Origin of the sequence: Streptomyces sp. NPDC051064, from assembly GCF_044455985.1 — a bacterium.
Lineage (GTDB): Bacteria > Actinomycetota > Actinomycetes > Streptomycetales > Streptomycetaceae > Streptomyces.
In genome coordinates, this window is the sequence record NZ_JBITFK010000001.1 from 725601 (window position 1) to 751216 (window position 25616).

24 protein-coding genes and 2 pseudogenes are annotated in these 25616 nt (G+C 72.2%); 15 read left to right on the forward strand and 11 right to left on the reverse strand.

Annotation, left to right across the window (positions count from 1 at the left end; genetic code table 11):
• Nucleotides 1–8: 8 nt before the first annotated feature.
• Nucleotides 9–1526, reverse strand: coding sequence for an alpha-N-arabinofuranosidase (locus ACIBCU_RS03420; RefSeq protein ID WP_399228916.1), 1518 nt, complete (start codon nt 1524–1526; stop codon nt 9–11).
• 176 nt (nt 1527–1702) lie between these two features.
• Nucleotides 1703–2131: an organic hydroperoxide resistance protein gene (locus ACIBCU_RS03425; protein WP_362939203.1), complete on the reverse strand. Its 429-nt coding sequence runs from the start codon at nt 2129–2131 to the stop codon at nt 1703–1705.
• 116 nt (nt 2132–2247) lie between these two features.
• Between ACIBCU_RS03425 and ACIBCU_RS03430 the strand changes: the two genes are divergently transcribed.
• Nucleotides 2248–2718 carry an MSMEG_6728 family protein gene (locus tag ACIBCU_RS03430; RefSeq protein ID WP_362939206.1) on the forward strand — a complete coding sequence of 157 codons (471 nt, stop codon included), beginning with the start codon at nt 2248–2250 and terminating at the stop codon, nt 2716–2718.
• A 62-nt stretch (nt 2719–2780) separates the two neighbouring features.
• Here ACIBCU_RS03430 and ACIBCU_RS03435 read toward each other — a convergent pair whose 3' ends face one another.
• Entirely contained in the window at nt 2781–3800 is a 1020-nt protein-coding gene (locus ACIBCU_RS03435) for an NADP-dependent oxidoreductase (RefSeq protein WP_362939209.1), read from the reverse strand.
• Between the two features lie 113 nt (nt 3801–3913).
• Here ACIBCU_RS03435 and ACIBCU_RS03440 point away from each other — a divergent pair, with 113 nt between their 5' ends.
• Nucleotides 3914–4348: a MarR family transcriptional regulator gene (locus ACIBCU_RS03440; RefSeq protein ID WP_356707579.1), complete on the forward strand. Its 435-nt coding sequence runs from the start codon at nt 3914–3916 to the stop codon at nt 4346–4348.
• Between the two features lie 13 nt (nt 4349–4361).
• Here the strand turns inward: ACIBCU_RS03440 and ACIBCU_RS03445 are convergent, their stop codons facing one another.
• Complete coding sequence (locus ACIBCU_RS03445) at nt 4362–5054, reverse strand: hypothetical protein (RefSeq protein ID WP_399228919.1); 693 nt, start codon at nt 5052–5054, stop codon at nt 4362–4364.
• A gap of 123 nt (nt 5055–5177) precedes the next feature.
• On the opposite strand from ACIBCU_RS03445, the gene ACIBCU_RS03450 reads away from it, so the two are divergent.
• From ACIBCU_RS03450 to ACIBCU_RS03460, 3 genes are all read left to right on the forward strand, one after another.
• Nucleotides 5178–5756 (forward strand): hypothetical protein, encoded by a 579-nt coding sequence (locus ACIBCU_RS03450; protein WP_362939215.1) that lies wholly within the window; start codon nt 5178–5180, stop codon nt 5754–5756.
• A 132-nt stretch (nt 5757–5888) separates the two neighbouring features.
• On the forward strand, nt 5889–6926 hold the full coding sequence (locus tag ACIBCU_RS03455) for a rod shape-determining protein (protein WP_362939217.1): 1038 nt from the start codon (nt 5889–5891) through the stop codon (nt 6924–6926).
• A gap of 18 nt (nt 6927–6944) precedes the next feature.
• The gene (locus tag ACIBCU_RS03460) at nt 6945–8450 is read left to right on the forward strand and encodes a GAF domain-containing protein (protein WP_399228922.1); all 1506 of its coding nucleotides are present in this window, start codon (nt 6945–6947) and stop codon (nt 8448–8450) included.
• Here ACIBCU_RS03460 and ACIBCU_RS03465 read toward each other — a convergent pair.
• Nucleotides 8428–8859: an Lrp/AsnC family transcriptional regulator gene (locus tag ACIBCU_RS03465; protein WP_362939222.1), complete on the reverse strand. Its 432-nt coding sequence runs from the start codon at nt 8857–8859 to the stop codon at nt 8428–8430. The genes ACIBCU_RS03460 and ACIBCU_RS03465 overlap by 23 nt on opposite strands.
• 161 nt (nt 8860–9020) lie before the next feature.
• Between ACIBCU_RS03465 and ACIBCU_RS03470 the strand changes: the two genes are divergently transcribed.
• The 3 genes from ACIBCU_RS03470 to ACIBCU_RS03480 are packed head-to-tail and all read left to right on the forward strand — an operon-like array spanning nt 9021 to nt 13088.
• The gene (locus ACIBCU_RS03470; protein WP_399228925.1) at nt 9021–10232 is read left to right on the forward strand and encodes a nitrate/nitrite transporter; all 1212 of its coding nucleotides are present in this window, start codon (nt 9021–9023) and stop codon (nt 10230–10232) included.
• Nucleotides 10233–10276: 44 nt separating this feature from the next.
• Complete coding sequence (locus ACIBCU_RS03475) at nt 10277–11734, forward strand: acyl-CoA synthetase (protein ID WP_399228927.1); 1458 nt, start codon at nt 10277–10279, stop codon at nt 11732–11734.
• Nucleotides 11727–13088: a carboxyl transferase domain-containing protein gene (locus tag ACIBCU_RS03480; RefSeq protein ID WP_399228929.1), complete on the forward strand. Its 1362-nt coding sequence runs from the start codon at nt 11727–11729 to the stop codon at nt 13086–13088. Before ACIBCU_RS03475 ends, ACIBCU_RS03480 begins: the two co-directional genes overlap by 8 nt.
• 67 nt (nt 13089–13155) lie before the next feature.
• Here ACIBCU_RS03480 and ACIBCU_RS03485 read toward each other — a convergent pair whose 3' ends face one another.
• Nucleotides 13156–13461 carry a beta-Ig-H3/fasciclin gene (locus ACIBCU_RS03485; protein WP_362939234.1) on the reverse strand — a complete coding sequence of 102 codons (306 nt, stop codon included), beginning with the start codon at nt 13459–13461 and terminating at the stop codon, nt 13156–13158.
• A gap of 140 nt (nt 13462–13601) precedes the next feature.
• On the opposite strand from ACIBCU_RS03485, the gene ACIBCU_RS03490 reads away from it, so the two are divergent.
• Both ACIBCU_RS03490 and ACIBCU_RS03495 read left to right on the forward strand, forming a co-directional pair.
• A complete protein-coding gene (locus tag ACIBCU_RS03490; protein ID WP_399228931.1) occupies nt 13602–16373 on the forward strand; it encodes a BTAD domain-containing putative transcriptional regulator in 2772 nt (923 codons plus the stop codon).
• 129 nt (nt 16374–16502) lie between these two features.
• Nucleotides 16503–17297, forward strand: a complete 795-nt coding sequence (locus ACIBCU_RS03495; protein ID WP_362939240.1) for a VOC family protein — start codon at nt 16503–16505, stop codon at nt 17295–17297.
• A 14-nt stretch (nt 17298–17311) separates the two neighbouring features.
• On the opposite strand, the gene ACIBCU_RS03500 is transcribed toward ACIBCU_RS03495, so the two are convergent.
• A complete protein-coding gene (locus tag ACIBCU_RS03500; protein ID WP_399229754.1) occupies nt 17312–17497 on the reverse strand; it encodes a hypothetical protein in 186 nt (61 codons plus the stop codon).
• Here ACIBCU_RS03500 and ACIBCU_RS03505 point away from each other — a divergent pair.
• From ACIBCU_RS03505 to ACIBCU_RS03515, 3 genes and pseudogenes are all read left to right on the forward strand, one after another.
• Nucleotides 17430–17612 (forward strand): annotated as a pseudogene (locus ACIBCU_RS03505) (helix-turn-helix domain-containing protein); the annotation flags it as partial. The gene ACIBCU_RS03500 and the pseudogene ACIBCU_RS03505 sit on opposite strands and share 68 nt — an antisense overlap.
• A gap of 213 nt (nt 17613–17825) precedes the next feature.
• Nucleotides 17826–19358: a PQQ-dependent sugar dehydrogenase gene (locus ACIBCU_RS03510; RefSeq protein WP_362939314.1), complete on the forward strand. Its 1533-nt coding sequence runs from the start codon at nt 17826–17828 to the stop codon at nt 19356–19358.
• Nucleotides 19359–19615: 257 nt separating this feature from the next.
• Nucleotides 19616–19980: pseudogene (locus ACIBCU_RS03515) on the forward strand (3-hydroxybenzoate 6-hydroxylase); the annotation flags it as partial.
• Between the two features lie 13 nt (nt 19981–19993).
• On the opposite strand, the gene ACIBCU_RS03520 reads toward ACIBCU_RS03515, so the two are convergent.
• The 3 genes from ACIBCU_RS03520 to ACIBCU_RS03530 are packed head-to-tail and all read right to left on the reverse strand — an operon-like array spanning nt 19994 to nt 22236.
• Complete coding sequence (locus ACIBCU_RS03520) at nt 19994–20554, reverse strand: TetR/AcrR family transcriptional regulator (RefSeq protein WP_362939243.1); 561 nt, start codon at nt 20552–20554, stop codon at nt 19994–19996.
• A gap of 10 nt (nt 20555–20564) precedes the next feature.
• Entirely contained in the window at nt 20565–22043 is a 1479-nt protein-coding gene (locus ACIBCU_RS03525) for an amidase (RefSeq protein ID WP_362939246.1), read from the reverse strand.
• A complete protein-coding gene (locus ACIBCU_RS03530; protein ID WP_362939249.1) occupies nt 22030–22236 on the reverse strand; it encodes a hypothetical protein in 207 nt (68 codons plus the stop codon). The genes ACIBCU_RS03525 and ACIBCU_RS03530 overlap by 14 nt, the downstream gene beginning before the upstream one ends.
• Before the next feature lie 158 nt (nt 22237–22394).
• On the opposite strand from ACIBCU_RS03530, the gene ACIBCU_RS03535 reads away from it, so the two are divergent.
• A complete protein-coding gene (locus tag ACIBCU_RS03535; RefSeq protein WP_399228937.1) occupies nt 22395–23318 on the forward strand; it encodes an MBL fold metallo-hydrolase in 924 nt (307 codons plus the stop codon).
• Nucleotides 23319–23642: 324 nt separating this feature from the next.
• On the opposite strand, the gene ACIBCU_RS03540 is transcribed toward ACIBCU_RS03535, so the two are convergent.
• Nucleotides 23643–24404 (reverse strand): SDR family NAD(P)-dependent oxidoreductase, encoded by a 762-nt coding sequence (locus ACIBCU_RS03540; protein WP_362939254.1) that lies wholly within the window; start codon nt 24402–24404, stop codon nt 23643–23645.
• 190 nt (nt 24405–24594) lie between these two features.
• On the opposite strand from ACIBCU_RS03540, the gene ACIBCU_RS03545 reads away from it, so the two are divergent.
• On the forward strand, nt 24595–25467 hold the full coding sequence (locus tag ACIBCU_RS03545; protein WP_362939257.1) for a helix-turn-helix transcriptional regulator: 873 nt from the start codon (nt 24595–24597) through the stop codon (nt 25465–25467).
• The last annotated feature ends 149 nt before the right edge of the window (nt 25468–25616 follow it).

Sequence of the window (25616 nt, forward strand, 5' to 3'; positions counted from 1 at the left end):
CGGCGTTGTCACACCAGCCGGATCATGTTCCAGGACAGCGGCTCCAGCACGGCCTTCAGCGTGCCGCCTGCCAGCTCCGTGCCCACGGCGGTGTGCGGGACGACCCGCTCGGGCTCGGCGAGGGTGTTCCGGGCCTCCGGGTCGGCGTCCGCGACGACCTGGTGCTCGGCGACCCGGTCCAGCTCCAGTCCCGTCAGGACGACTTCGAGGGGCAGCGCGGCGTCCTGGCTGCGGTTGACGGCGAACACCGTGACGGCACCCGTCTCCGGGTCGCGTACGGCGGTGGCGTGCAGCAGGTCCGTCTCGCCGTACTTCGCCGTCCCGTACGTGGGCGAGTCCACCCGTACGTCCAGGACCTGGCCCCGTCCGTACCGAGCGGCCTGGGCGAAGGGGAAGAAGGTGGTCTGCCGCCAGGCCGGTCCGCCGGGCTCGGTCATGATCGGCGCGATCACGTTGACCAGCTGGGCGAGACAGGCGACGGTCACCCGGTCCGCGTGGCGCAGCAGCGCGATGAGCAGGCTGCCGAAGACGACGGCGTCCGTGACGCTGTAGTTGTCCTCCAGCAGCCGCGGCGCCTCGGGCCAGTCGAGAGGGTTCTCCTCCGTCTCCTGCTGGAAGCGCTTCTGGTACCAGACGTTCCATTCGTCGAAGGAGAGGTTGATCTTCTTCGTGGACTTCAGGCGCGCCCCCACGTGGTCGCAGGTCGCGACGACGCTCTCGATGAAGGACTCCATGTCGACGGCCGAGGCGAGGAAGGAGTCACGGTCGCCGTCGGTCTCCTCGTAGTAGGCGTGCAGCGAGACGTAGTCGACGAGGTCGTAGGTCTCGGCGAGCACCGTCGCCTCCCAGGCCGCGAACGTCGGCATGGCGCGGCTGGAGGACCCACAGGCGACGAGCTGGACGGAGGGGTCGATCTGCCGCATCGCGCGTGCCGTCTCGGCCGCGAGCCGCCCGTACTCCTCGGCGGTCTTGTGGCCGGTCTGCCACGGGCCGTCCATCTCGTTGCCCAGACACCACAGCTTGATGCCGAAGGGCTCCTTGTCGCCGTGGGCGGCGCGGCGGTCGGAGAGCTCCGTGCCGGACGGGTGGTTGGCGTACTCCTGGAGCTGGATGGCCTCCTGGACGCCCCGGGTTCCGAGGTTGACCGCGAGCATCGGTTCGGCCTGCGGGCCGATCTTCCTGAGGAAGTCGATGTACTCGGAGAGGCCGAAACGATTCGTCTCGGTGGAGCGCCAGGCGAGGTCGAGGCGGCGGGGACGCTCGGCGGCGGGGCCGACGCTGTCCTCCCAGCGGTAGCCGGAGACGAAGTTGCCGCCGGGGTAGCGAATGGCGGTGACGCCGAGTTCGCGGACGAGATCCAGGACGTCGGTGCGCAGTCCGGCCCCGTCCGCCGACGGGTGGCCGGGCTCGAAGATGCCGTCGTAGACGCAGCGGCCGAGGTGCTCGACGAAGGAGCCGAAGAGCCGGGGGTCGACGGCGCCGACGGTGAAGGCCGGGTCGAGGGTGAAGCGCGCGGTGCGGGTCATGGCTTCCTTACTCGTTCGATATTTCGAATGCTGCTCGTAACCTCGAACGGGACCGTAGAGTTCAACCTCCACGGCCGTCAATGCCTCTGCGCGCTTTTACGGATACGGGCGGCCGCACACGTCCGAGGGCCGCACCCCTGTGACGGGATGCGGCCCTCGGACGTACGCGGTCAGGCTCAGCCGGCGGACAGCTCGACCTTGATGTTGCCCCGGGTGGCGTTCGAGTACGGGCACACCTGGTGCGCCTTCTCGACGAGCGCCTGCGCGGTGGCGGTGTCGACGTTCGGTATGGAGGCGCTGATCGCGACCTCCAGGCCGAAGCCGCCCGCCTCCGTCTTGCCGATGGAGACCGACGCCGTCACCGTCGAACCGGAGATGTCGGCCTTCTCCTGACGGGCGACCACACCCAGGGCGCCCTGGAAGCAGGCGCTGTAGCCGGCCGCGAAGAGCTGCTCGGGGTTGGTCCCCGCGCCGCTGCCGCCCATCTCCTTCGGCGGGTTGACGACGACGTCGAGCTTGCCGTCGTCGGTGGAGACGCGGCCGTCGCGGCCGTTCTCAGCGGTGGCGACGGCGGTGTAGGCCACGTCGATGCTCTGGATGGTCATGCGGTCATTCCTCCTGCTGGTGCGCCGCGACTCGCGCCCACGATCGCGACGGGCTGCGCCGAGCCTAGCGGGTGACGGGGGCGGGCACTCCGGCGCGGACGCGGTAGGCATGATTCATGCAGACTTTCCTGCCCTACGCCGATTTCTCCCGGAGTGCCCTCACACTGGACCCCCGACGGCTGGGCAAGCAACGGGTCGAGGCGATCCAGGTGCTGCGAGGACTCACCGTCCCCGGCTACGGCTGGCGGCACCACCCCGCCGTCCACATGTGGACCGGGTACGAGGAGGCGCTCGTCCGCTACGGCCTGGACATGTGCGCCGCGTGGACCGCCGAGGGCAGGGCCGACACCTGTGCGGCGACCCTGCGCACGGACCTCGCCGCCTCGCTCGGGCGCACCGCCGTCCGGTCGGCCGCGGAACTCGCGGCGGCGGCGGAACTGCCCCCGTGGCTGGGTGACGAGGCGCTGCACGAGAGCCACCGCTCCGCGCTCGTACGCAAGGACCCTGCGTACTACCGCCCGCTCTTCCCGGACGTGCCGCCCGATCTGCCGTACGTGTGGCCTCCCTCGGACCGCGAGGGGCGGTGACGGGTGGCCTCGGTTGCCGGTGGCGGGCCCGTAACCAGCGGCCCGCCACCGGCAGGGAGCCGTCAGGCGTCCAGCGAGACGATCATCTTGCCGGTGTTCTCGCCGCGCAGCAGGCCGACGAAGGCGTCGTAGCCGTTCTCGATGCCCTCGACCTTCGTCTCGCGGTACTTGAGCTCGCCGGAGGCCAGCCAGCCGGCGACGTCCTCGACGAACTGCGGCTGGAGCGCGGAGTGGTCGCCGACGAGCATGCCCTGCAGACGCAGCCGCTTGCCGATGACGAGCGCCAGGTTGCGCGGGGCCGGGGTGGGCTCCGTGGCGTTGTACTGGGCGATCATTCCGCAGATGGTGGCGCGGCCGTGGACGTTGAACGAGGAGATCGCGGCCTCCAGGTGCTCACCGCCGACGTTGTCGAAGTAGACGTCGATGCCGTCGGGGGCGGCCTCGGCGAGCTGCTGCCGGACGGGGCCGTTCTTGTAGTTGAAGGCCGCGTCGAAGCCGTACTCCTCGGTGAGGAGCTTGACCTTCTCGTCGGAGCCGGCCGAGCCGATGACCCGGGAGGCGCCCTTGATCCTGGCCATCTGGCCGACCTGGCTGCCGACCGCACCGGCGGCGCCGGAGACGAAGACGGCGTCACCCTCCTTGAAGGAGGCGACGTCGAACAGGCCGGCGTAGGCCGTGAGCCCGGTCATGCCGAGCACGCCGAGGTAGGCGGAGAGCGGGGCGAGCGAGGCGTCGACCTTCACCGCGTGCTTGGCGGGGACGTCGGCGTACTCGCGCCAGCCGAGGCCGTGCAGGACGTGGTCGCCGACGGCGAAGCCCTCGGCGTTCGACGCGACGATCTCGCCGACCGCGCCGCCTTCCATGGGGTGGTCGAGCTTGAAGGGCGGGGTGTACGACTTCACGTCGTTCATCCGGCCGCGCATGTAGGGGTCGACCGAGAAGTGCAGGTTGCGGACGAGGACGCGGCCCTCACCGGGAGCGGCCACCGGCGCCTCGCGCAGCGCGAAATCCGAGGCCTCGGGCCATCCGTGCGGACGGGCGACGAGGTGCCATTCGCGGCTGGACGTGGGAAGTGCGGACATGGGCTCGGTTCTCCTCGATGTCGTGCGGGGCGGGAAGCGAAAAGCTTCAGGACATGAAACAACCATGCGTCCAGATATTTCACCTTGTCAAGTAATTCGGTACCCTGGGTGTCATGGCCACCTCGCGCACGGATCCGCTCACCCTCGACGTCATCCAGCTCATCGGCGGCGTCGTGGCGCGTTACCACGAGGAGTACGAGCGGGCCGCGGCCACACACGCGCTGACCGGCGCACAGGCCAGGGTGCTCGGACTGCTCTCCCTGGAACCGATGCCCATGCGCAAGGTTGCCCGGAAACTGAAGTGTGAACCGTCCAACATCACGGGCATAGTCGACCGGCTGGAGCTCCGTGGCCTGGTGGAACGCCGCCCGGACCCGGCCGACCGGCGGGTGAAGCTCGCCGCCCCGACCGAGGAGGGCGTCCGGACGGCCCGGCAGTTGCGGGACGCGCTGGACTTCGCCCGGGAGCCGCTCGCGGAGCTGTCGGAGTCGGAGCGGACGGTGCTCCGTGACCTGCTGCGCAGGATGCTCGGCGAGGACGCCGCCTAGCACCCCTGCCGTGTCAGAAGCAGAAGATCCACAAGTGACAGGTCTCCGTCGGCGACGGGGTGGGCGTGGGCTCGTCCGAGGGTTCCGGCGACGTCGGAGCCACGGTCGGCTTCCCGGAGCCCGAGGGCTCGGCCGGCGCTTCCGTTTCCTCCGGGTCCGCGGGCTCGGAGGCGGACGGCGACGTGCCCGCGGGGGCGGAGGGCGACGGGGGCACCCCGGGCGCCGTGGTGCGGGCCGGGCCGCCTGTCGCGGTCGCGGAGTGGGAGTCGGTGACCGGCACGACGGTGGGCACCTCCACCGGGCCGGGGTCGTCGGGCTCCGTGCTCGACGACGCGGACGGGACAGGCTCCGTGGCGGCGGCCGTGGCCTCGCTCACGTACTCCGAGGCACCGCTGTCGCCCCCGGGCTCCATGGCCAGCTCGGCGAGGCTCAGCGCGCCCAGCGCCAGCGCCACGCCCGCAGCCGTCAGCAGCAGCGCGCGGCCACGCCGCCGGTGCGTGCGGCGGCCACGCTTCCGCGCGCTGCCCCGGGCGCGGCGGCGGTGACCGGCGGCACCGGACGCCTCCAGGGTCTCGCCGGGCGGCTCCCGGTCACCGCCTGGAGGGCCCGCGAGGGCATAGGGGACCAGCGCGTCGGCGGGGGTCCCGCAACCGGCGCAGGCCAGTGCCCCGTTGAGGTGCCGTCGGCACGGGTGGCAGTAATCCATGGCGCCCGCAGACTAGACGTGTACGGAACAACACGGGAAGTCGCACAGGTGAGGATCCTGTGTGGAATCCAGGACTCCGGAGTACGCCGCCCGATACGTTCGACAATCGGCAGGATGGGGCCCATGACCGCTCCCGCCCCGTTCGGGCCGCTCCAGTTCCAGCTCGTCCTGCTGCGCCGGATGGCCGACCACCAGCCGGACCTCGTCGAGGACGCCCGTCATGAACTGAGTGCCTCCCTCGCCGAGATGCGGGAGGCGAACCGCCGCTGGCAGGCGATGCTGCGCGCCCCGCGCGGCCGGGGCGCGCTGCGCCGCTACCGCTCGGTCCTGGGCGAGCCCGAGTCGTCCGTACGCCGCAAGGTCGGCGACCTGGAGTGCGACGCGCTCCTGTGGCCGCTGCCGCTCTGGCCGGACCTGCGGTTCGAGGTGATGGCGGGCCCCGGCGGAGCCGTGTGGAACGAGTGGCTGGTCCGCGCCCCGGGCGCCGCGGGCCCCGAGCTGCGTACGGCCGCCGACCTGCTCCCCTGGTCGTGCACCGTCGACGAGGTGGCCCGGGCGTTCGCCCCGGCGCGCCCCATGGAGGGCAGCGCGCCGACCCGCTGGGCGCTGGCCTTCACCGATCCGGCCACGCCCGGCGGCCGGCCCCGCGTCGCCGAGTTCACCTGGGGACTGTTCCAGCGGATGCTGCCTGACGGCCCCTGAGATCTGTCGCGCCGTCAGCTCGGTTCCCCCCTACGGCTCACCCAGCGCGCGCCGCCCCGGCCACGGCGCGACGATGCCAGGACAGCCGGCTGCCGCCGGTACCCCCCGTCAGCGCTCTCGGGAGAACCTGCCGTGACCGTCAGTCTCGAACAGTTGCGCCGTTGCCATGTCGCCGTCGATCTCGGGGCCGCGAGGACCCGTGTGTACATCAAGGGAGTGGGCCTCGTCGTCGACGAGCCCAGTGTCGCCGCCGTGAACACGCGCACCGGCTCGCTCATGGCCGTCGGCACGCTCGCCGAGCAGATGACGGGCCGTACGCCCGCGTACATCCGAGTGGCCCGCCCGGTCTCCGGCGGAACCGTCGTCGACATCGACATGGCGCAGCGGATGCTGCGCCATCTGCTCGGTGAGAAGCTCCGCCGCCAGCTGCGCCGCAAGCCGCGGCTGCGGGCCGCCGCCTGTGTCCCGCACGACGCCGATCCGCTGGCCCAGCGGGCGGCCGTCGAGACCCTCGTGGGGCTCGGCGCGCGGCGGGTGGAGCTGGTCGACACCCTGATCGCCGCGGCCATCGGCTGCGGGCTGCCGGTCGAGCAGCCGACCGCCACCATGATCATGGTCTGCGGGGCCGCCACCACCCAGATCGCCGTGCTGTCGCTCGGCTCGATCGTGACGGCCGTACGCATCCCGATCGGCGGCGAGGCCATCGACCAGGCGGTCATCCAGCATCTGCGACAGCACCACGAGCTGATGCTGCCCAGCCAGTCCGTGCGCCCCCTGCAGCTGGCGCTCCGCGGCAACGGCCTCACGCTCGCCGGCCCCGCGATGACGGAGATCCACGGCCGCGACGTGGCGACCGGTCTGGCCCGTTCGGTCCAGGTCGACACCGCCGCCGTACGCCAGGCGATCCACGCCCCGCTGACCGCGGTGCTCGACGGGCTGGGGAAGGTGCTGCGTGACTGCCCGCCCGACCTGGTGGCCGACATCGCGGACTCCGGGATCATGATGGTCGGCGGCAGCGCCCTGCTGCCTGGGCTCGACCAGATGCTGCGCGACGCCACGGGCGTGCCGGTGACCATCGCCGAGCACCCCGACGTGTGCTCGGTGCTGGGGCTCGGCGCGATGCTGGACGGCACGGTCCAGCCGCTGGTCCTCGCCCCGCTCGCCGGCTGAGCGCCGGCGGGCTCGCCGGTGGACGGGACGGATCTCGACCTGCGGACCACCCTCCAGCACATCGTGGACACCGCGACGGCGCTGGCCGGGGCGCGCTACGGCGCCCTGGCCCTCCTCCACGGGGAGGACCGCCATGTCACCGACCTGTTCACCACCGGCCTGACCGAGGGTGAACGCCGCGCCGCGAGCCCGCTCCTGGACGGGCGTACGGGGATCCTCGGGGCCCTCGTGGACGAGGCCCAGGCCGTACGCGTCGACGACCTGACGGCCGGTCCGCACCCCCGCACCCTTCCGGAGCCGCTCCTCCCGATGCGCTCCTTCCTCGGGGCGCCCGTCCGGGTGCACACCGAGGTGCTCGGCAGCCTCTGCCTCACCGCCGGGGAGCCGGGGCGCTTCACGGCCACCGAGTCGGCGCTGCTGCGGTTGCTCGCCTCCCAGGCCGCCGCGGCGATCAGCGGCGCCCATCTGTACGAGGCGGCACGACAGCGGGAACACTGGATCGAGGGGGCGGCAGCCGTCACCCGGGCGCTGCTGACCGGAGCGGGTACGACGGACGCGCTGACGACGGTCGCCGAGCGGGCCAGGGTGCTGGCCGACGCGGCGGCCGGGGTGATCCTCCAGCCGACCCCGGGCGGCGGGATGGAGATCGTCGCCGCCTCCACGCTGGACGATCCGGCCGGACTCGTCGGCACCGCCATCGAGCCGGGCTCCCCCGTCCTCGTGCAACTGCTGGGCGGGGAGGAGGTCTTCATCGAGGACTCCGCGACGGACGACCGGATGACGACGCCCGTGCGGTCCCGGTTCGGCCCCAGCATGATGCTGCCCCTGGAGAACGAGGGCAGGCTCATCGGCACGCTCGCCCTCCCCCGGAGGCGTGGCGAGGCCCCGTACACGGCGATGGACCGGCAGCTCGCCTCCCAGTTCGCCTCCCAGGCGGCGCTGGCCCTGGTGATGGCCGACGCGCGGCACTACAGGGAGCAGCTGGCGGTCTACGAGGACCGCGACCGCATCGCCCGTGACCTGCACGACCTCGTCGTACAGCGGCTGTTCGCGACGGAGATGATGCTGGAGTCGACCCGCCGCAAGGACCTGGCGGGCGACACCGGGACCGCCGAGCTGCTCGGACACGCGGTCGACGAGCTGGACTCCACGATCCAGGAGGTCAGGACCGCGATCTTCGCGCTCCAGCAGCCGCCGGCCGAGGCCCCCGCGACCTTCCGCGGCCGGGTCCTGCGCGAGACCGGCGGAGCGGCGGCGGTGCTCGGCTTCCAGCCGTCCGTTCAGTTCACCGGCGCGGTGGACGCCCTGGTGAGGGAGCCGGTGGACGGGGAACTGCTCGACGTGCTGCGCGGCGCCCTGGCGGCCGCGCACCGGCGGGCGGGGGTGTCGGCCGTCGAGGTCGAGGTGGACGCGACGGCGCGGCTGCCCGACGGGCGTGCGGCGGTGCGGCTGGTGGTCGCGGACAACGGGCGCGCCGAGGACGGCGAACGGTCGCCGACCGTCACCTGGCAGGCGCCGCTCTGAGGGCGATCCGGGTGTTGGAGTGGGCGACGCCCGCGTCCTTCTTCAGCCGTCGCAGCAGCGTGTCCAGGGAACCGGGGTCGGCCGCCGTGGCGCGTACGAGGTAGTCGTGGGCGCCCGTCACGTGCACCACCTCGGTGATGCCGGGGAGGGTCAGCACCGAGCGTTCGAACTCCTCGTTCGTCGTGTCGAGACGCAACGACACGTCGATGAAGACGACGAGGCCCGAACGGGTGTCGGCGGCCGGGTCGACGATGACCGTGAAGCCGCGGATCACCCCGTCGCGGCGCATCCGGCGCACGCGGTCGCCCGCCGCGTTGGCACTGAGCCCCACGCGTACGCCCAGATCGCGGTACGAGATCCGGGCGTCCTCCTGAAGAATGCCGAGGATCTCTCTGTCCAACCGGTCCATACCGGTGATTGTCGCAGCCCGGGGCGGGAAACGGCGGGTGAGAGGCCCGTCCCGGGGCCGCCGGGAGGCCCTCCGCCCATGGGGCGTCTGCCGTGCGACGGCCTTACCCGGATGGCGCAGCCCGCCGTGCCGCGCCTTCCCCTCCCCCCTTGACTTGCGGTGTGGAGACAACCGCCAAGCAGGCCCCCGCCCCGGACCGGAGACGATCCGCCGCCGCCTACCGGAACCTGATCACGGCCACGATCGGGTTCACCCTCACCTTCTGGGCGTGGAACCTGATCTCCCCCCTGTCCGGTGACTTCAAGGAGCGGCTCGGTCTGAGCTCCTTCCAGCAGTCGCTTCTGGTGGCGGTGCCCGTGCTCGTCGGCTCACTCGGCCGGATCCCGGCGGGCGCGCTGACCGACAGGTTCGGCGCCAAGCTGATGTTCCCGGTCGTCTCGGCGCTGACGATCGTCCCGGTGCTGCTGCTCATCCCCGCGAAGGACTCCTACGGGGCGATGCTGGCCGTCGGCTTCCTGCTCGGGCTCGGCGGCACCACGTTCGCGATCGGCATCCCCCTGGTCAACTCGTGGTTCCCGCCCGCGAAACGGGGTCTCGCGCTCGGCGTGTTCGGTATGGGCATGGGCGGCGTCGCGCTGTCCGGCTACTTCACGCCGAGGATCGCCAAGCACAGCGAGAACCTGCCGTTCTGGATCGTCGCGGGGGCGCTCCTCGTCTACTCGCTGCTCGCGGCGGTCCTCATCAGCGACCACCCGGAGCGCAAGATCCCGGCGGACTCGCTGGCCCACCGGCTGGGCGAGGCGAGCCGGCTGCGGGTGACCTGGGAGCTGTCCGCGCTGTACGCGATCGGCTTCGGCGGCATCGTCGCGTTCGGGGTGTACCTGCCGACGTATCTGAAGACCTGGTACGAGATGTCACCGACGGAGGCGGGCACCAAGGCGGCGGGGTTCGCGCTGGTCACCGTCATCTTCCGGCCGATCGGCGGCTGGCTGTCGGACCGGATCCACCCCGCCCTGGTCACGGCCGGGGCTCTGCTGCTGGCCGCCCTGATGGCCATCGTCCAGGCCTTCGACCCCCCGCTGAATCCGCTCGGCACGATCGCGCTGCTCTGCATGGCGGCCGGGCTCGGCACCGCGAGCGGAAGCGTCTTCGCCCTGGTCTCGCAGGTGACCCCGCAGGCCAAGGTGGGCAGCGTGACCGGCATCGTCGGCGCGATGGGCGGGCTCGGCGGCTTCGTGCCGCCGCTGATCATGGGGGCGATCTACAGCGCGAAGGGCTCGTACTCGATCGGCTTCATGCTGCTCTCCGACCTGGCGCTGGCGGGCGCCGTCTACGCCTACGGCCGGATGCGGACCATCCAGCGCGACGGCTGACGGCGCTCTTCGAGAGTCCGTGGACAGCCCCTAGGCTTCGCCGGGTGACCTCTCTTCTGCCCGCGCTGCGCGGAGCGTCGGGCCGGACGGACTCCCCCGAGGCCGTCCGGTTCGGCGAACACGTCCTGACCTACGCACAGTTGGCCGATGCGACCGCCTCCCTCGCCGCCCGGATCGCGGGGGCGGGGCGTGTCGCCGTCTGGGCCACGTCCACCCCGGAGACGGTGGTCGCCGTCGTGGCGGCGCTACGGGCGGGGGTGCCCGCCGTGCCGCTCAACCCGAAGACCGGCGAGCGGGAACTCACGCACATCGTCGCCGACAGCGCGCCCTCGGCGGTGCTGGCCGGGGCGGACGACGTACTGCCGGCCGCGCTGGGCGGCCTGGAGCGGCTGGATGTCGACACGGCCGCCCGCCCGACGGAGGCCGGCCTCCCCGAGCCCTCCGCGGACTCCCCCGCGCTGGTCGTCTACACCTCCGGCACCACGGGCCCGCCCAAGGGCGCCGTCCTGCCCCGCCGGGCGATCGCCGCGACGCTGGACGCGCTGGAGGACGCCTGGCAGTGGACCGGCGAGGACGTCCTGGTCCACGCCCTGCCGCTGTTCCACGTGCACGGGCTGATCCTGGGCGTCCTGGGCCCGCTGCGCCGGGGCGGCTCCGTGCGCCACCTCGGCCGGTTCTCGGCGGAGGGGGTGGCCCGGGAGCTCCGCTCCGGGGGGACGATGCTGTTCGGGGTGCCCACGATGTACCACCGGCTGGCAGGCGCGCTGGACGGCCCTGCCGGGTCCGGCGACCTCGCGAAGGCCCTGGCGGGCGCCCGGCTGCTGGTCTCGGGCTCGGCGGCGCTGCCGGTCCACGATCACGAACGGATCGCCGCCGCCACCGGCCGGAGGGTCATCGAGCGGTACGGGATGACGGAGACCCTGATGAACACGGGCGTACGGGCCGACGGCGCACCGCGCGCCGGGACGGTCGGCCCGCCGCTGCCGGGCGTGGAGCTCAGGCTCGTCGAGGAGGACGGCACCGTACTCCAGGACACCGCGTCCATCGGCGAGATCCAGGTGCGCGGCCCGAACCTCTTCACCGGCTATCTGAACCGGCCGGACGCCACGGCCGCCGCGTTCACCGAGGACGGCTTCTTCCGTACGGGCGACATGGCCACGGTCGACCCCGACGGCTATGTGCGGATCGTCGGGCGCAAGGCCACCGACCTCATCAAGAGCGGCGGCTACAAGATCGGTGCCGGTGAGATCGAGAACGCCCTGCTCGACCACCCCGGCGTGCGTGAGGCCGCCGTCACCGGTGAGCCGGACGCGGACCTCGGCGAGCGGATCGTCGCCTGGGTGGTGCCTGAAGACCCCGGATCACCCCCGGGCGAGCAGGAGTTGGCGGACCACGTGGCGGACCTGCTGGCACCGCACAAGCGCCCGCGCGTCGTCCGCTACCTCGACGTACTGCCCCGGAACGAGCTGGGCAAGATCATGAAGAGGTCGCTCGGTGTCTGACCCCACGTGCGCCCGCCTGTCGGCGCGGGAAGCGATCGCCGCCGTCGCCGGGAGCTTCACGGAACACCGTCCGGCCGAGCGGCCGGTCCCGCCGGACGGCCCGCTCGGCTGGAGCGGTTACGCGGAGTCCAGGGCGCGCGCCTCGGCGCGGACCGGCGAGGAGGAGTCCGTGCTGTACGGGACCGCCGTCGTCGGCGGCCGGGAGTGCGTCCTGGTCTCGTTCGAATTCGGTTTCCTGGGCGGCTCGTTGGGCGGGCACACCGGGGACCGTCTGGAGGCCGCGTACGCGCTGGCGGGCGAGCGGAGGCTGCCGCTCGTCTCGCTCGTCGCCACCGGGGGCAGCCGGATGCAGGAGGGCATGATCGCACTGATACAGCTTCAGCGGGTGGCCCGCGCGTCCACGCGGCTGAGGGCCGAGGGACTGGCGCAGATCGCGGTGCTGCGGGATCCGACGACCGGGGGCGGCTGGGCCACCGTGGGGGCGGGCTCCGACGTGGTGCTGGCGCTGCCCGGTGCGCAGATCGGCTTCGCGGGTTCCCGGGTGCGGCCCGCCGACGCGGATCCGCACGCGTACACCGCCGAGGGGCAGCTCGCCGCGGGCCAGGTCGACGCGGTCGTCACACCGGAGGAGCTGCCGGGGACGCTGGGCCGCTGGCTGGCCGCGGTGACGGTCGCGGAGCCGGTGCGGGCCGCCCCGGTACCGGGCGCGCTGTCGGCCACGGGGCTGCCGGCGACCGGCTGGGACGCGGTGGAGCAGGCCAGGGCGGCGGCGCGGCCACGGGCCGAGGCCTATCTGGACGCGTACTTCGAGGACCGGCTGCCTTTGAGCGGCGACCGGTGCGGCGGCAGGGATCCGGGGCTGCTCTGCGGGGTGGGTCTGCACGCCGGGCGCCCCGTGGCGTACGCCGCCCAGTGCGGCACCGCGACCCGCCCGGCGGGCTACCGCACGGCCGCCCGGGTGATCCGGCTGGCGGACCGGCTCGGCCTCCCCGTGCTGACCCTGATCGACACCCCCGGCGCCGCCAACGACGCGGAGGCGGAACGGGCGGGCGCGGGCGCCGCCATCGCCGACGCCTTCGCGGCGGTCGCCGGCGCCCGGGTCCCCGTGACGACGCTCGTGATCGGCGAGGGCGGCTCCGGCGGGGCGCTGGCGCTGGCCGCGCCGGACAACACCCATGTCACGGCGGACAGTTACTTCTCGGTGATCGCACCCGAACTGGCGGCGGCCATCCTGAAGCGCGGTCCGGACGAGGTGCGGTCCACCGCCGACCAGCTCCGGCTGCGCCCCCAGGACCTGGTGGAGCTCGGGGTCGCCCGGTCGGTCGTCGGCCCCGCACGGACATCCGGCGGCTGACGGGGGCGGCACGGGCCACGCCCGGGGGATCCGGCGGGGCCACGCACGGCAGACCGACGAAACGTCGTCAGCAGTTGACGGTGCGGTCGTAGTTCCCGAGGATCCCGTGGTAGACGTACAGCACGTTGGTGCCCTTGGACATCACGTAGCAGGAGCTGTCCGGGGCCAGCGAGACGACGACCTTCACCGAACGGGTGCCACCACACCTGTTCGTGAGAAGCACGTCGAAGCCGTCGGTCGTCTGGGTGACCATGCGGCCGATACAGGTCGGGGCCGTCGTCGCCGCGGCGGCCGGCGTCGCCGAGATGATCATGGAACCGCCGAGAGCCGCCGCGGTCACCGCGGCCTGGGCCGCCTTCCGGGACATACGCATCAAGGACTCCTTGCAGAGAAGATTTCGTCGCAACGGCGCGAACGCTAGGCTGACCAGCGCACAATCCGCGCATAGAGCGCGCACAACTCGGCGTTCGGCGGCTCGCGTTGCGGAACTCGACCGTGCGGCAGGGGGTATCGGTGCGTTTCGCTCTTCTCGGCCCCTTGGAGGTCTCCCGCGACGGCCGTCCCGTCGACCTGGGCTCCGCCAAACAGCGCCTGCTGCTGGCGGCCCTTCTCAGGCGTCCGTCCGAGACCGTGCCCACCGCAGCGCTGACGGCTGCACTGTGGGACGACGATCCCCCGGCCTCCGCTGCCGCGAATCTGCGGACCTATGTGCGCGGCCTGCGCAGCGCGCTGGGCGACGGCCGACCCTGGGACGGGATACCGCGCACGCCGGGCGGCTATCTGCTCCGGGTCGAGCCGGGCAGGCGGGACGTCGACCTATTCGAGGAGGGGGCCGCCCGCGGCCACCGGGCCCTGACGCTCGGCGATCCCGCCCGGGCGTGCGAGGAGCTGGCCCAGGCGCTGAGGCTGTGGCGCGGGACGTTCCTCGAAGGGCTGACGCTGTCGGATGCGCTGACCCGCTGGGCGGGTCGACTGGAGGAGCGCCGCTGCCATGCCGAGGAGGAGTACGGGGAGGCGCTGATCGCGGAGGACCGCTGCCCGGAGGCAGTCCTCCGCATGCGGGAGCTGGTCGAGCACCATCCGCTGCGGCAGGGGGCCTGGGGCCATCTGATGGTGGGCCTCTTCCGGAGCGGGGACGTGGCGGGGGCCCTGGAGGCCTACCGCCGGGCGCGCGAGGTGCTGGTCCAGGAGACCGGCCTCGAACCCGGCCCCGGACTGAGCCGCCTGCACGAGGACATACTCAGGCAGCGCCCGGCGCCGGCGCGGGCCACGCCCGCTCCCCCGCCCAGCCCCAGACAACTGCCCGCCGTCACCGACGACTTCGTCGGACGTGAAACCTCGATCGCGGCGCTCGACTCCTGTCTCGTCCATCGGGCCGGCCATCCTGCGACCGCGGTGATCACCACGGTCTCCGGAATGGCCGGCATCGGCAAGACCGCTCTCGTGCTGCGCTGGGCCCACCGGGTCGCCGACCGCTTCCCCGACGGGCAGCTCCATGTGAACCTGCGCGGATACGACGAGGAGGGAGCCCTGCCGGCCACCGACGCCCTCCAGGGGTTCATCGAGGCGCTGGGCGTGCCGCAGTCCCGGATACCGCCGGGCGAGGAGGCCCGCACCGGGCTCTTCCGCAGCCTGCTGGCCTCCCGCCGCACGCTCGTCGTCCTGGACAACGCACGGGACTCCGCCCACGCACGGCCGCTGCTGCCCGGCGCCGGGGACAGCATGGTGATCGTCACCAGCCGGGACCGGCTGCAGGGGCTGGTGACGACCGAGGGGGCACGGACGGTCACCCTCGGCGTGCTGACCGAGGAGGAGTCGAGCAGCCTGCTGGTCCGCCGCCTGGGCGGCCGGGTCACCGCGGAGCCGGCGGCGGCAGCGGAGATCGTGGCCGTCACCGGGCGGCTGCCCCTCGCCCTCGCCGTGGTCGCCGCACGGATGGCGGACCACCCGTCCTTCCCGCTGCACACCTTCGCGGCGGAACTACGCCCCGCCGGGGCCCTGCTGGACGCGCTGGAGGACGTCGGCGCACGGCGGGTCCTGTCCTGGTCCTACCTGGCCCTCACCGAGGGGGCGGCCCGTCTGTTCCGGCTGATCGGGCTGCATCCCGGGCCCGATCTCACCCTGGACGCGGCAGCGGCTCTGGCCGGTGACCCGGAGCGCACCGTCCGGCCGCTGCTCCGGGAGCTGACCCGGCTGCACCTGCTGACCGAACACGCCCCCGGACGGTACGTCTTCCACGACCTGCTGCGCGGGTACGCGGCCGAACTCGTCCGGACCGTGGAATCTCCCGCGGACCGCAGGGCCGCCCGCGAGCGGCTCCTCGACCACTACCTGCACCGCGCCCACGCCGCAGCCGTGCGCGTACAACCGCAGTGGCCGGCCGTCACGCCCGTACCGCGTCTGTCCCCCGGCACCGGCGGACACGCCCTGGACACCGATGCCGCCCTCGCCTGGTTCGCCGCCGAGCACCAGGGGCTGCTGCGTACGGTGGCGCAGGCCGCTCGGCACGGCTTCGAGACGTACAGCTGGCAGCTCGCCTGGGCGCTCACCGCCTATCTGGCGCCCCACGGCCTGTGGCAGGACCAGCGCGCCGTCCAGGAGACCGCACTCGCCGCCGCCGAGAGGGCCGGCGATCTCACGGGCCAGGCCATGGCCTGCCGTCTGCTCTCCCGTGCCGACTCCCGGCTCGGGAACCTCGCCACCGCCGAGGACCGGCTCCGCCGTGCCCTCGATCTGTACGCACGCCTGGGCGACCCCACCGGGCAGGCGCAGACCCTGCACAACTACGTCGAGCTCTGTTTCATGGGCGGCCGGCTGACGGAGGCGCTGCGCCACGGTGACGAGGCTCTGCGCCTCTACCGGCTGTCCGGCAACGGGGACGGTGAGGCCCGCACTCTGAACGCGATCGGGTGGCTCCACGCCGCGGAGGGGGACTACGCACGAGCCATCGAGAGCTGTTCCCAGGCCCTGGACCGGCAGCGGCGCACCGGTGACCGCAACGGCCAGGCGGCCACCCTCGACAGCCTCGGCTTCGCCTACCACCATCTGGCGCAGTACGACCGCGCCGTCGCCAGCTACGACGAGGCCGTCGCCCTGTTCCGGGCGTCCGCCGACCGCTATCACGAGGCGGAGACCCTGGTCCGGCTCGGGGAGACCCTCGTGGCGACGGGCGGCGCCGGCAGGGCCGAAGAGCTCTGGCTCCGGGCCGCCGCGATCTTCGACGAACTGCGGGACCCGGAGGCCGAGGCCGTACGGGAACGCCTCTTCCGGCTCCGGGAGGAGTGACCCATGGGGCGGCTCCCTCGTCACGTCCCCCCTTCCCCGCGCCCGTGGTGCGTCTCGACGCGCCGGTCGGGCGGGGTGTGGCTAGCGTGACAGGAAGGAACCGCACGCCGACCGAGAAGGGTCCGAGTCATGGCCGCAGAAACTGAGGGAACCCCGTGCTGGGCCGACGGCACGTTCGGCGATCTGGAGGGGGCGAAGCGTTTCTACGGCGAGCTCCTGGGCTGGACGTACGGGGAGTCGATGCCGGAGTACGGCGACTACACCCAGGCCCATGTCGACGGCAGGGCGGTCGCCGCGCTCTCGCCTCCCATGCCCGGTCAGGAGGCGCCGAACGCCTGGTGTCTGTACCTGGCGTCGCCGGACGCCGCCGCCACCACGGCGAAGATCCGCGAGCACGGGGGCCAGGTGCTGGTGGAGCCGATGCAGGTCGGCGACTTCGGGACGATGGTGCTGGCCACCGACCCCGGCGGGGCTGCGTTCGGGGTGTGGCAGGCCGGCACCCACGAAGGGTTCCAGGCCCGGGTGGTGCCCGGCGCCTTCGCCTGGGCCGAGATCTACACCAGGGAGCCGGCGAAGGCGGACTCCTTCTTCCGGTCCGTCTTCGGATACGGCGTGAAGCACCTGGACGACGACGCGATCGACTTCTCGCTCTACGACCTGGGCGCCGACCCGGTGCTCGGCCGGATGAAGATGGGTGAGGAGTTCCCGCCCCAGGTGCCGGCCCATCTGAACGTCTACTTCGGCGTGGCCGACTGCGACGCGGCGGTGGAGAAGGCGAAGTCGCTCGGGGCGGAGCTCCGCTTCGGCCCGATGACCATCCCGTTCGGCCGGTTCGCGTCCCTGACTGACCCGCAGGGCGCGGTGTTCTCGCTGTTCGACCCCACGACGACCGGAGGCGAGATGCCGGGCGTCACGGACGCCTGACCGGACCCCGGTCCCTACGGCTGCGGATCGCGTGCGTCGTACCGGGCGAAGCCGCGCCGGCGAAGCCCCGGCAGGCACACCACCAGCACGCATGCGATGCCTACGGCTCCGCCGTCGCCGCCGACGCGGCCCGGCACGACGCCCTTCCAGTGGCTCCACCGCGCCCGCATCCGCCAGGCCCAGCACCTCCTGGAGCCCACCTACCACACGGTGGAACGCATCGGCGCCCAGGTCGGGTTCGGCTCCCCGACCGCCTTCCGTGACCGTTTCAGGAAGACGACCGGTGTCAGCCCGCAAAGCTACCGGCGTGCCTTCACAGCGCCGCTTTCGCGCCACCGGACGCGAAGGTGGCGCAATCACGCGTTGCCGCCCCGCCCGTCGGCGCGCAGCCTGGTGCGGGAGCGCTCCCACGACGCTGCGGCCGCAGCCTGGCCGCGCTCGCTCTCCATGGAACCGCCACCGCGTGCAAGCACCACCGATGTGCGAAGACCACCGCTGCGCAAGCGTCCCCCACCCTGGAGCCGACACATGTCAAGACGCCGCTGGGCAGGGCCACTCCTGCTGGCCCTCCTGCTGACCGCCCCCCTCTCGCTCCCCGCCACCGCCGCCGATGCCGTGCCGCCCCGGACGGAAGCGGCGGAAGCCACGCCGCTCGTCCCCCTCCCCTCGCTCAGCGCGACCACGACCCAGGTCGCCTCCGGACTGAAACGGCCCACCGCACTCGTCGCCCCCGACGACGGTACGGACCGGCTGTTCATCACCGAGAAGTCCGGCACCGTCCGCGTCTACCGGCCGGACACCGGCCTCGCCGCCACTCCGATCGTCGACATCAAGTCGGCCGTGGACGAGTCCGGCAACGAGCGCGGCCTGCTCGGCATCGCCGTCCCGCCCGACTTCGCCGACAGCCAGGACCTGTACCTGGCGTACACGGCGCTGCCCGACGGCGCGGTCACCCTCGCCCGCTACCGGCTCGACGAGTCCCGCCTGGAGGTCCTGCTCTCGCAGGAGCACGCCGAGAACAGCAACCACAACGGCGGCCAGCTCTCGTTCGGCCCGGACGGCGACCTGTACTGGAGCATCGGCGACGGCGGCGGCTCCGCGGACCCCCTCCGCGCCGCGCAGCGGCTGGACACCCTGCTCGGCAAGATCATGCGTATCGACGTGAGCCGGAGCTGCGGCGAGCTCGCCTACTGCGTTCCCGGCGACAACCCCTTCGTGGGCACCCCGGGCGCCCGCGAGGAGATCTGGCTGTACGGGCTGCGCAACCCGTGGCGGTTCTCCTTCGACGACGCGGACGGCTCGCTGTGGATCGGTGACGTCGGCCAGGGCCGATGGGAGGAGGTCGACCACCTCGCACCCGGACAGGGAGGGCTGAACCTCGGCTGGTCCTGCTACGAGGGCCTGGAGAAGTTCGAGGGCGGCGACTGCAAGGCGGGCGAGACGTACACCGAGCCGGTCTTCACGTACTCGCCGTACACCGGCGGCTGCTCGGTCATCGGCGGCCGCGTCTACCGGGGCCAGGAGTACGCCGACCTGGTCGGCGGCACGTACATCGCCACCGACTACTGCTCGTCCACGGTCTGGGCCCTGCGCCCCGACGGCGCGGGCGGCTACGAGCAGGCGGAGATCGGGAAGATGCCCACCCAGGTGACGTCGATCGGGGCGACCGCCGACGGGGAGTTCTACGTGGTGAACGACCTGCCCGGCGGGCTGCACCGGGTGTCGTTCGCTCAGGAGGAACCCACCTGCCGGGTGGACCGCACCGTGAAGGCCTGGGGTACGGGCATGACGGTCGACCTGACCGTCACCAACACGGGCACGACACCCGTGAACGGCTGGACGCTCGAATTCCCGCTGGCTCTCGGACAGGCCGTCATCTCCGACTGGAACACGGACCTGACCCAGGGGAGCAACACGATCGAGGCGGTCAACGCCGCGCACAACGCCACGATCGCTCCGGGCGCGAGCATCACCCTCGGCTATCTCGTCGAGCACACCGGTGACGCGTCGTCACCACCGCGGTTCGTGCTCAACGGGGACGCCTGCGCCGTCGGCGGCTGATCAGCCGGCCGGAGCCCCGTCACTCCTGCTCGGCCAGGTCCTTCTCCAGCGCGTGCGCCGCGGCGTCAAGGGTGTTGACCAGGGGCTGGAGGCGGTGCGGGTCGTAGCGCACGCTGGGCATGGACACGCGCACGGGCACGCCGACGGCGACGAGTCGCCGCCCTCGAACTTCTCCAGGCCCTCGTAGCAGGACCAGCCGAGGTTCAGCCCTCCCTGTCCGGGTGCGAGGTGGTCGACCTCCTCCCATCGGCCCTGGCGTGTACGTCGGCCCGTCGTGCCACTTCGTCCACTACGGCCTGCGCGGCGGCGAACTCCTCAACCAGGTCGCCGTCTTCGAGTCCCCCAAGGCCGTCGCCGGCCAGGAGGACTGGGGCACCCCGGACGAGCTGGACGAGGCCTTCGCCGTCCCGAGCACTGCCGCCGGGTGCTCACCACCTCCCGCTCGTGGGGCGAACTGTGGCACCTCGACGGCGTCGCCCGTGAGCAGCGCAACGCGCTGCTGCGCGCCCGTGACACCTACGACTACGCGTTCGTGGACTGGCTGTACGGCCCGACCGCCCTGACCGTGGACGAGGAGCCTCCCATGTTCACGCCGGTCCCGCTGTCCTCCGGGGGGTGGTAGTCGCCAGCGTCCGTCAGGGACGGTGCAGAGCGTTGGCCACGAGTTCGCGCGCGTAGCCGGCGCCCTGCCCGCCGGGGCGGAAGAGAATGCGGTACATGATCGGCGCCACGACGCGGTCGATCACCAGTTCCGTGTCGGGCACCGGCTCGCCCCGCAGGACCGCACGGCTCAGCACGGCGTCGATCTGCTCCGCGGCGTAGGCGGAGCACCGGCCGGCGTTGCTGCCGTCCGGGTCTCCGAGGAGCGCGTCCCTGATGTAGGCGCGCCCGGACGGAGAGGCCATCTCGTCGAGGAACTGCTCCGCCCAGGCGTCGAGGTCGGCCCGCAGGCTCCCGAGATCGGCCGGATCGGTCTCGGGGCGCAGCCGTTCGACGGCGACGTCGGACAGGAGTTCCTGCAGATCACCCCAGCGGCGGTAGATCGTGGACGGCGTCACACCGGCCCGCGCCGCGACCATGGGGACGGTCACCGCGTCGCGGCCCACCTCACCGACGAGTTCACGGACCGCGGCGTGGACGGCCTCCTGCACACGCGCGCTGCGCCCACCGGGGCGGGTCATGGGCTTGGGGCTCATACTCCCCACCTTAATGCGAATCCGTTGCTTCTAGCCGCCCCGAAGACTGGAGCCCCGACAACCCGCGCGGCCGTGGGGCCACCGGTACGGCCGGGCCTCGGGCGGCGACCGGGGCGAGCCGCACCCTGTCGGTCGCCGCCTCCTCGTAGGCCCGTCCCACCCGCAGGACCGTCGCGTCCCGGAAGGGCCCCGCCATCAGCTGCATGCCGATCGGCAGGCCGGCCCGGTCGTGGCCGACCGGGAGGGTGAGGGCCGGTACGCCGGTGATGTCGGCCGGGGCGGAGAGCCGTACGTAGCTGTCGGACACCGCTTCGACGGTGCCGTCGGCCCACTCCACGGTGTCCTGGCCGGCCTCGGCGGCCGTCATCGGCACGGTCGGGGCGGCCAGGACGTCGATCCCGTCGAACATCCGGGCCCAGGCGTCGCGCATCATCGTCCGGGCCCGCTGGGCGCGCAGGTAGTCGCCCGCCGAGGTCAGCTCACCGGCCTCCAGCAGGATGCGGACGTCCGGCGCGTACAGACCGGGGGCGGCCCGCAGCGAACGCTCGTGGTAGGCGGAGGCCTCGGGAACCATCAGCCCCCATTGAACGGCCTGGATGTAGCGCGCCATCGGGATCTCGACCTCGACGAGCTCCGCCCCGAGCTCCGACAGCCGCCCGATCGCCTGGCGTACCGCCTCCTCGACCTCGGGCGACACCCGGTCGAAGTAGTAGTTGCCGGGCACGCCGACCCTGAGCCCCCTCAGGTCACCTCCTCCGGAGTGGTCAGGCGGCGGGCCGGACACGCTCGCGGGGTCGCGCGGGTCGTGACCGACTGTCGCGGCCAGCACCAGAGCCGCGTCGTGGACGGTGCGGGTGAGGGGGCCGACGTGGTCGAGCGACCAGGAGAGCGGGGTGACGCCGGAGCGGGAGACGAGGCCGTAGGTCGGCTTGAGGCCCACCACCCCGTTGAGCGCCGCGGGAACCCGGATGGAGCCGCCCGTGTCCGTGCCCAGGGCGAACGTCGCCGCACCCGCGGCGACGGCCACCGCCGATCCGCCGCTGGACCCTCCGGCCACACGGCTGTGGTCCCAGGCGTTGCTGGTCTGCGGCGTGGTCAGGCCGTACGCGAACTCGTGCGTGTGCGTCTTGCCCAGGAGGACCGCCCCGGCGGCGCCGAGCCGTTCCGCCACATGGCTGTCGCGCTCCGCGACATGCCCGGCCCGGACGTCCGAACTCGCTGTGGTGGGCATCCCCTTGACGTCGATCAGGTCCTTGAGGCCCATGGGGATCCCGTGCAGCGGCCCACGCGGTCCGTTTGTCGAGATCTCCCGCTCGGCACGGGCGGACGCGGCCCGGGCCGCGTCCGCGACGACGGTGACATAGGCGCCGAGCCGTCCGTCGACCGCGCCGATGCGACCGAGTACGGATTCGGTGAGTTCGACCGGGGACAACTCCCGTGCGCGCACTGCCCGGGAGGCCTCGGTGAGCGACAACTCAAACGGCTGCATCGGTGTCCTCCTCTCCGGCCCGGAAGGAGGCCGCGGGCGGAGTGTCGCCGAAGTCGAGTTCCCGCAGCGTGGAGATGACGGAGTGGATGTGGTTGGCCGTCGCGGCCACCGCTTCATGGCGGTCACCCCCGAGGGGGAGCCCCGCACGCAGCGCCCCTCGGGCTGCCTCCTGGGGAGTGAGTTCGCTGGTCATGTGCGTCCTTCCCGTTCTGTGCGATGCGTGAGGCCGGGGAGCGCACCCCCGGCCCACGACCACGTAAATGCGAATCGTTTGCTTTAGGGGAACGTAGGCCCTACGGTCAGTTAAAGCAAACCAATCGCTTTTAGCCGCCACAGGTAAGGAAGACCCCCATGTCCGCGACGTCGCCGACCAGCACCACAGCCACCCTCCGGACGCCCGCATGGACCGTGGGCGCCCACACCGTGCGTCGCGTCGACGAGATCGCCCTCCCCGTCGAGACCGGCAAGTGGCTCCTGCCCGGGGCGACTGCCGGCATCGTCACCGGGACACCCTGGCTTCACCCCGACTTCGCCGACGGACGGGGCTCGCTCCGCCTGGCGAGCCACAGCTTCGCCGTCGAGGTGGACGGCATGCGGGTCCTGGTCGACACCGGCATCGGAAACGGCAAGCGGCGCGCCAACCCCGCCTGGCACGACCTGAACAGCGACTACGAAGCTCGACTGCGGGCGGCGGGCTTCGCCCCGGACACCGTGGACCTCGTCATCCTGACCCACCTCCACACCGACCATGTCGGCTGGAACACACGCGCCGAGGGGGACGACTGGGTTCCCACCTTCCCCAACGCGCGCTACCTCACCGCCCGCACGGAATGGGACCACTGGGCCGGGGCCGAGATGGAAGAGGCCCGGCAGCAGATGTTCCGGGACTCGGTCCACCCCGTCCGGGACGCCGGCCTGCTCGACCTCGTCGACGTCGCGGACGAGGGAACGGACATCGCACCGGGCCTGCGCCTGCTGCCCACCCCCGGCCACACCCCCGGGCAGATGGCGGTGCGGCTGAGCAGCGGGGGTGAGAACGCGCTGGTCACCGGCGACAGCATCCACCACCCGGTCCAGCTGTCGCACCCCGGACTCTGCAGCTGCGTGGACATCGCACCCGAACTCGCCGCCAGGACACGGCGCCAGATGCTCGACTCACTCGCGGGCACGTCCACGCTCCTGCTCGGCAGCCACTTCCCGCCGCCCACCGCCGGACACGTACGCCGCGAGGGCGACGCGTACCGCCTGACACCGGCGGCACCCGTCCACGGCTGAGCGGACGTCGAGCGCCTGCGCGAGGCGCGTCCCCCCGCCGATGCGGGGGCCTACCTGTTGTTGCCCGACCAACCGACGCCGACATCACCCCCCGCAGCATCCCCGGAGCCAGCGCCAGGCACCAGGCACCAGCCTCCCCTGATCCACTCGGCCCGGTCCACCGCTCGACCTCCTCCCGCCCGCCCTCCCGGCGGCGGTGCCGATTCGGGAGACGTACCGCCGACCGGGTGGTGACCGTCTCGCACTCCCATGCAAAGAAAATGGCCGCAGGTGCCCATTGCCAATGACCTCCCTTGACCATTTCGTAAGAAGGTGAGGGAGCTGTCAGCCTTGGCGGCTGGGGAGCATGACCAGGGCCTGGGAGCGCTTTGCGACGAGGTCGTCGTAGGTGCCGTCGCGCTCGGCCCAGCGGTGCGTGAGAACCCGCTCGACCAGAATCTCGTCAGGGGTGGGGTTCTGCGAGAGCAACTGCATGACCTCGGCGGCGAAGTCGTCGAGCGGCAGTGCCTGTGGGTTCACTTTCTCCTGCCCTGCCGTGGCGACGGCCGGGGGGACGAGCTCGACGACGCCGACGCCGGTGCCGTCCAGTTGCGCGCGCAGTGCCTCGGAGTAGGCGTGCACCGCGGCTTTGGAGGCGGCGTAGGTGGGCATGGGCGGGAACGGCAGGAAGGCGATGCCTGAGGTGACGGTGATGAAGGTGCCGGCGCCGCGTTGGACCAGGTGTGGGGTGAAGGCGTCGACGACCCTGATGGTGCCGACCAGGTTGGTGTCGATAGTCGTCTGTGCCGCCTCGAAGTGCGCCGGGTCGCGCAGGTCCTCCAGGAGCATGACGCCCGGCATGGTCACCACGGTGTCCAGCTCGGGGTACCGGACGAGTACGGCGTCGCGGGCCCGTGCGACGGAGGCACCGTCGGTGACATCGATGCCGAATGTGCCGATGCCTTCGTCGGAGAGTTCCGAAAGCGCCTCTGCGCTGCGACCGCCGACGGCCACGGTGCTGCCCGCTGCGGCGAACCGCCGGGCCAGTTCCCGGCCGATGCCGGACGTTCCGCCGACGACGAAAACGGTGCGGTTGGAGAGATCCACGAGGTCTTCCCTTCAGTTTGGAGCACCCACGGCGTTCGGGCCCGCGGCGCCGTTCAGCGATGGTCTCTGTCCTTTTCAAACAGTGATATCGCCAGTCTTGACCGGCTCCGCGGAGTGTGGCAGTGCCCCCGTCTTCCCTGGTCCTGCCAGGGCCCCCGCTGAGACGCACGCACCGCATTACGGTGGTGTGGTGAAGGATGAGGAATCGGACAACCAGCTCGGCAGCTACCTCCGCGCCCGGCGTGAGCTGATCTCCCCGGCACAGGCAGGGCTCCCGCCCGGCGGCAAGCGCCGCGTACCGGGCCTGCGCCGGGAGGAAGTCGCCCTGCTCGCCGGAATCAGCCCCGACTACTACCTGCGCCTGGAACGGGGCCGCGACAAGAACCCCTCGCCTCAGGTCCTCGGATCACTCGCGCGCGTCCTGAACCTCGACGACGTCGAGCGGACGTATCTGCTCGGTCTCGCGGCAGCACGTCCCAGGGCACCGCGCCGCAAGCGACCCGAGCACGTACCGGCGCGGGTGCACCAACTCCTCGCCCACCTTCAGATCCCCGCGTTCGTCGAAGGGCGCGCCTTCGACGTACTGGCATCCAATCCCATGGCCGTCGCACTCTCCCCTCGTCTGCGACCCGGCGAGAACCGGCTTCGTTCTCTCCTCCTCGACCCGGAGGAACAAGCCTTCCAGCAGGACTGGGCGAAAGCCACCGCCGACTTCATTGCCGCTCTTCGCACCACCATCGGGGATGACACCGGCAACCCCCGGTTCGTCGAACTTGTCGGAGAGCTCGCACTGTCCAGCCAGCGGTTCCGCACCCTGTGGGCCCGACACGACGTCCGCAACCTCGACGGAGGCACCACCACCGTCCGCCACCCCGTCGTCGGTGAACTACGGCTCCACCGCGACAAACTCCCCATCGACGACGTCATCCTCGTTGTCTACTACCCCGACAAGGACAGCGACAGCGACGAGAAGCTGCAACTTCTCGCCGCACTCTCACACACCGAACCCACCGGCACAGCCCACAGCAGGCCAGCAGACACCTCCCACCCGAAGACACCCTGACGAGCACTTGCGTAAACCGTCGTAGAGGTCGGTGGCGTGCGACGACTGGTCGGCGACGCGGGCCGGATGCCACCGCGATCCGGCACGGCACCCCAGGCGCGTCCATGCTCGGACACAGCCGCTGGGGGGCCCCGCCCCCCGGCCCCCCC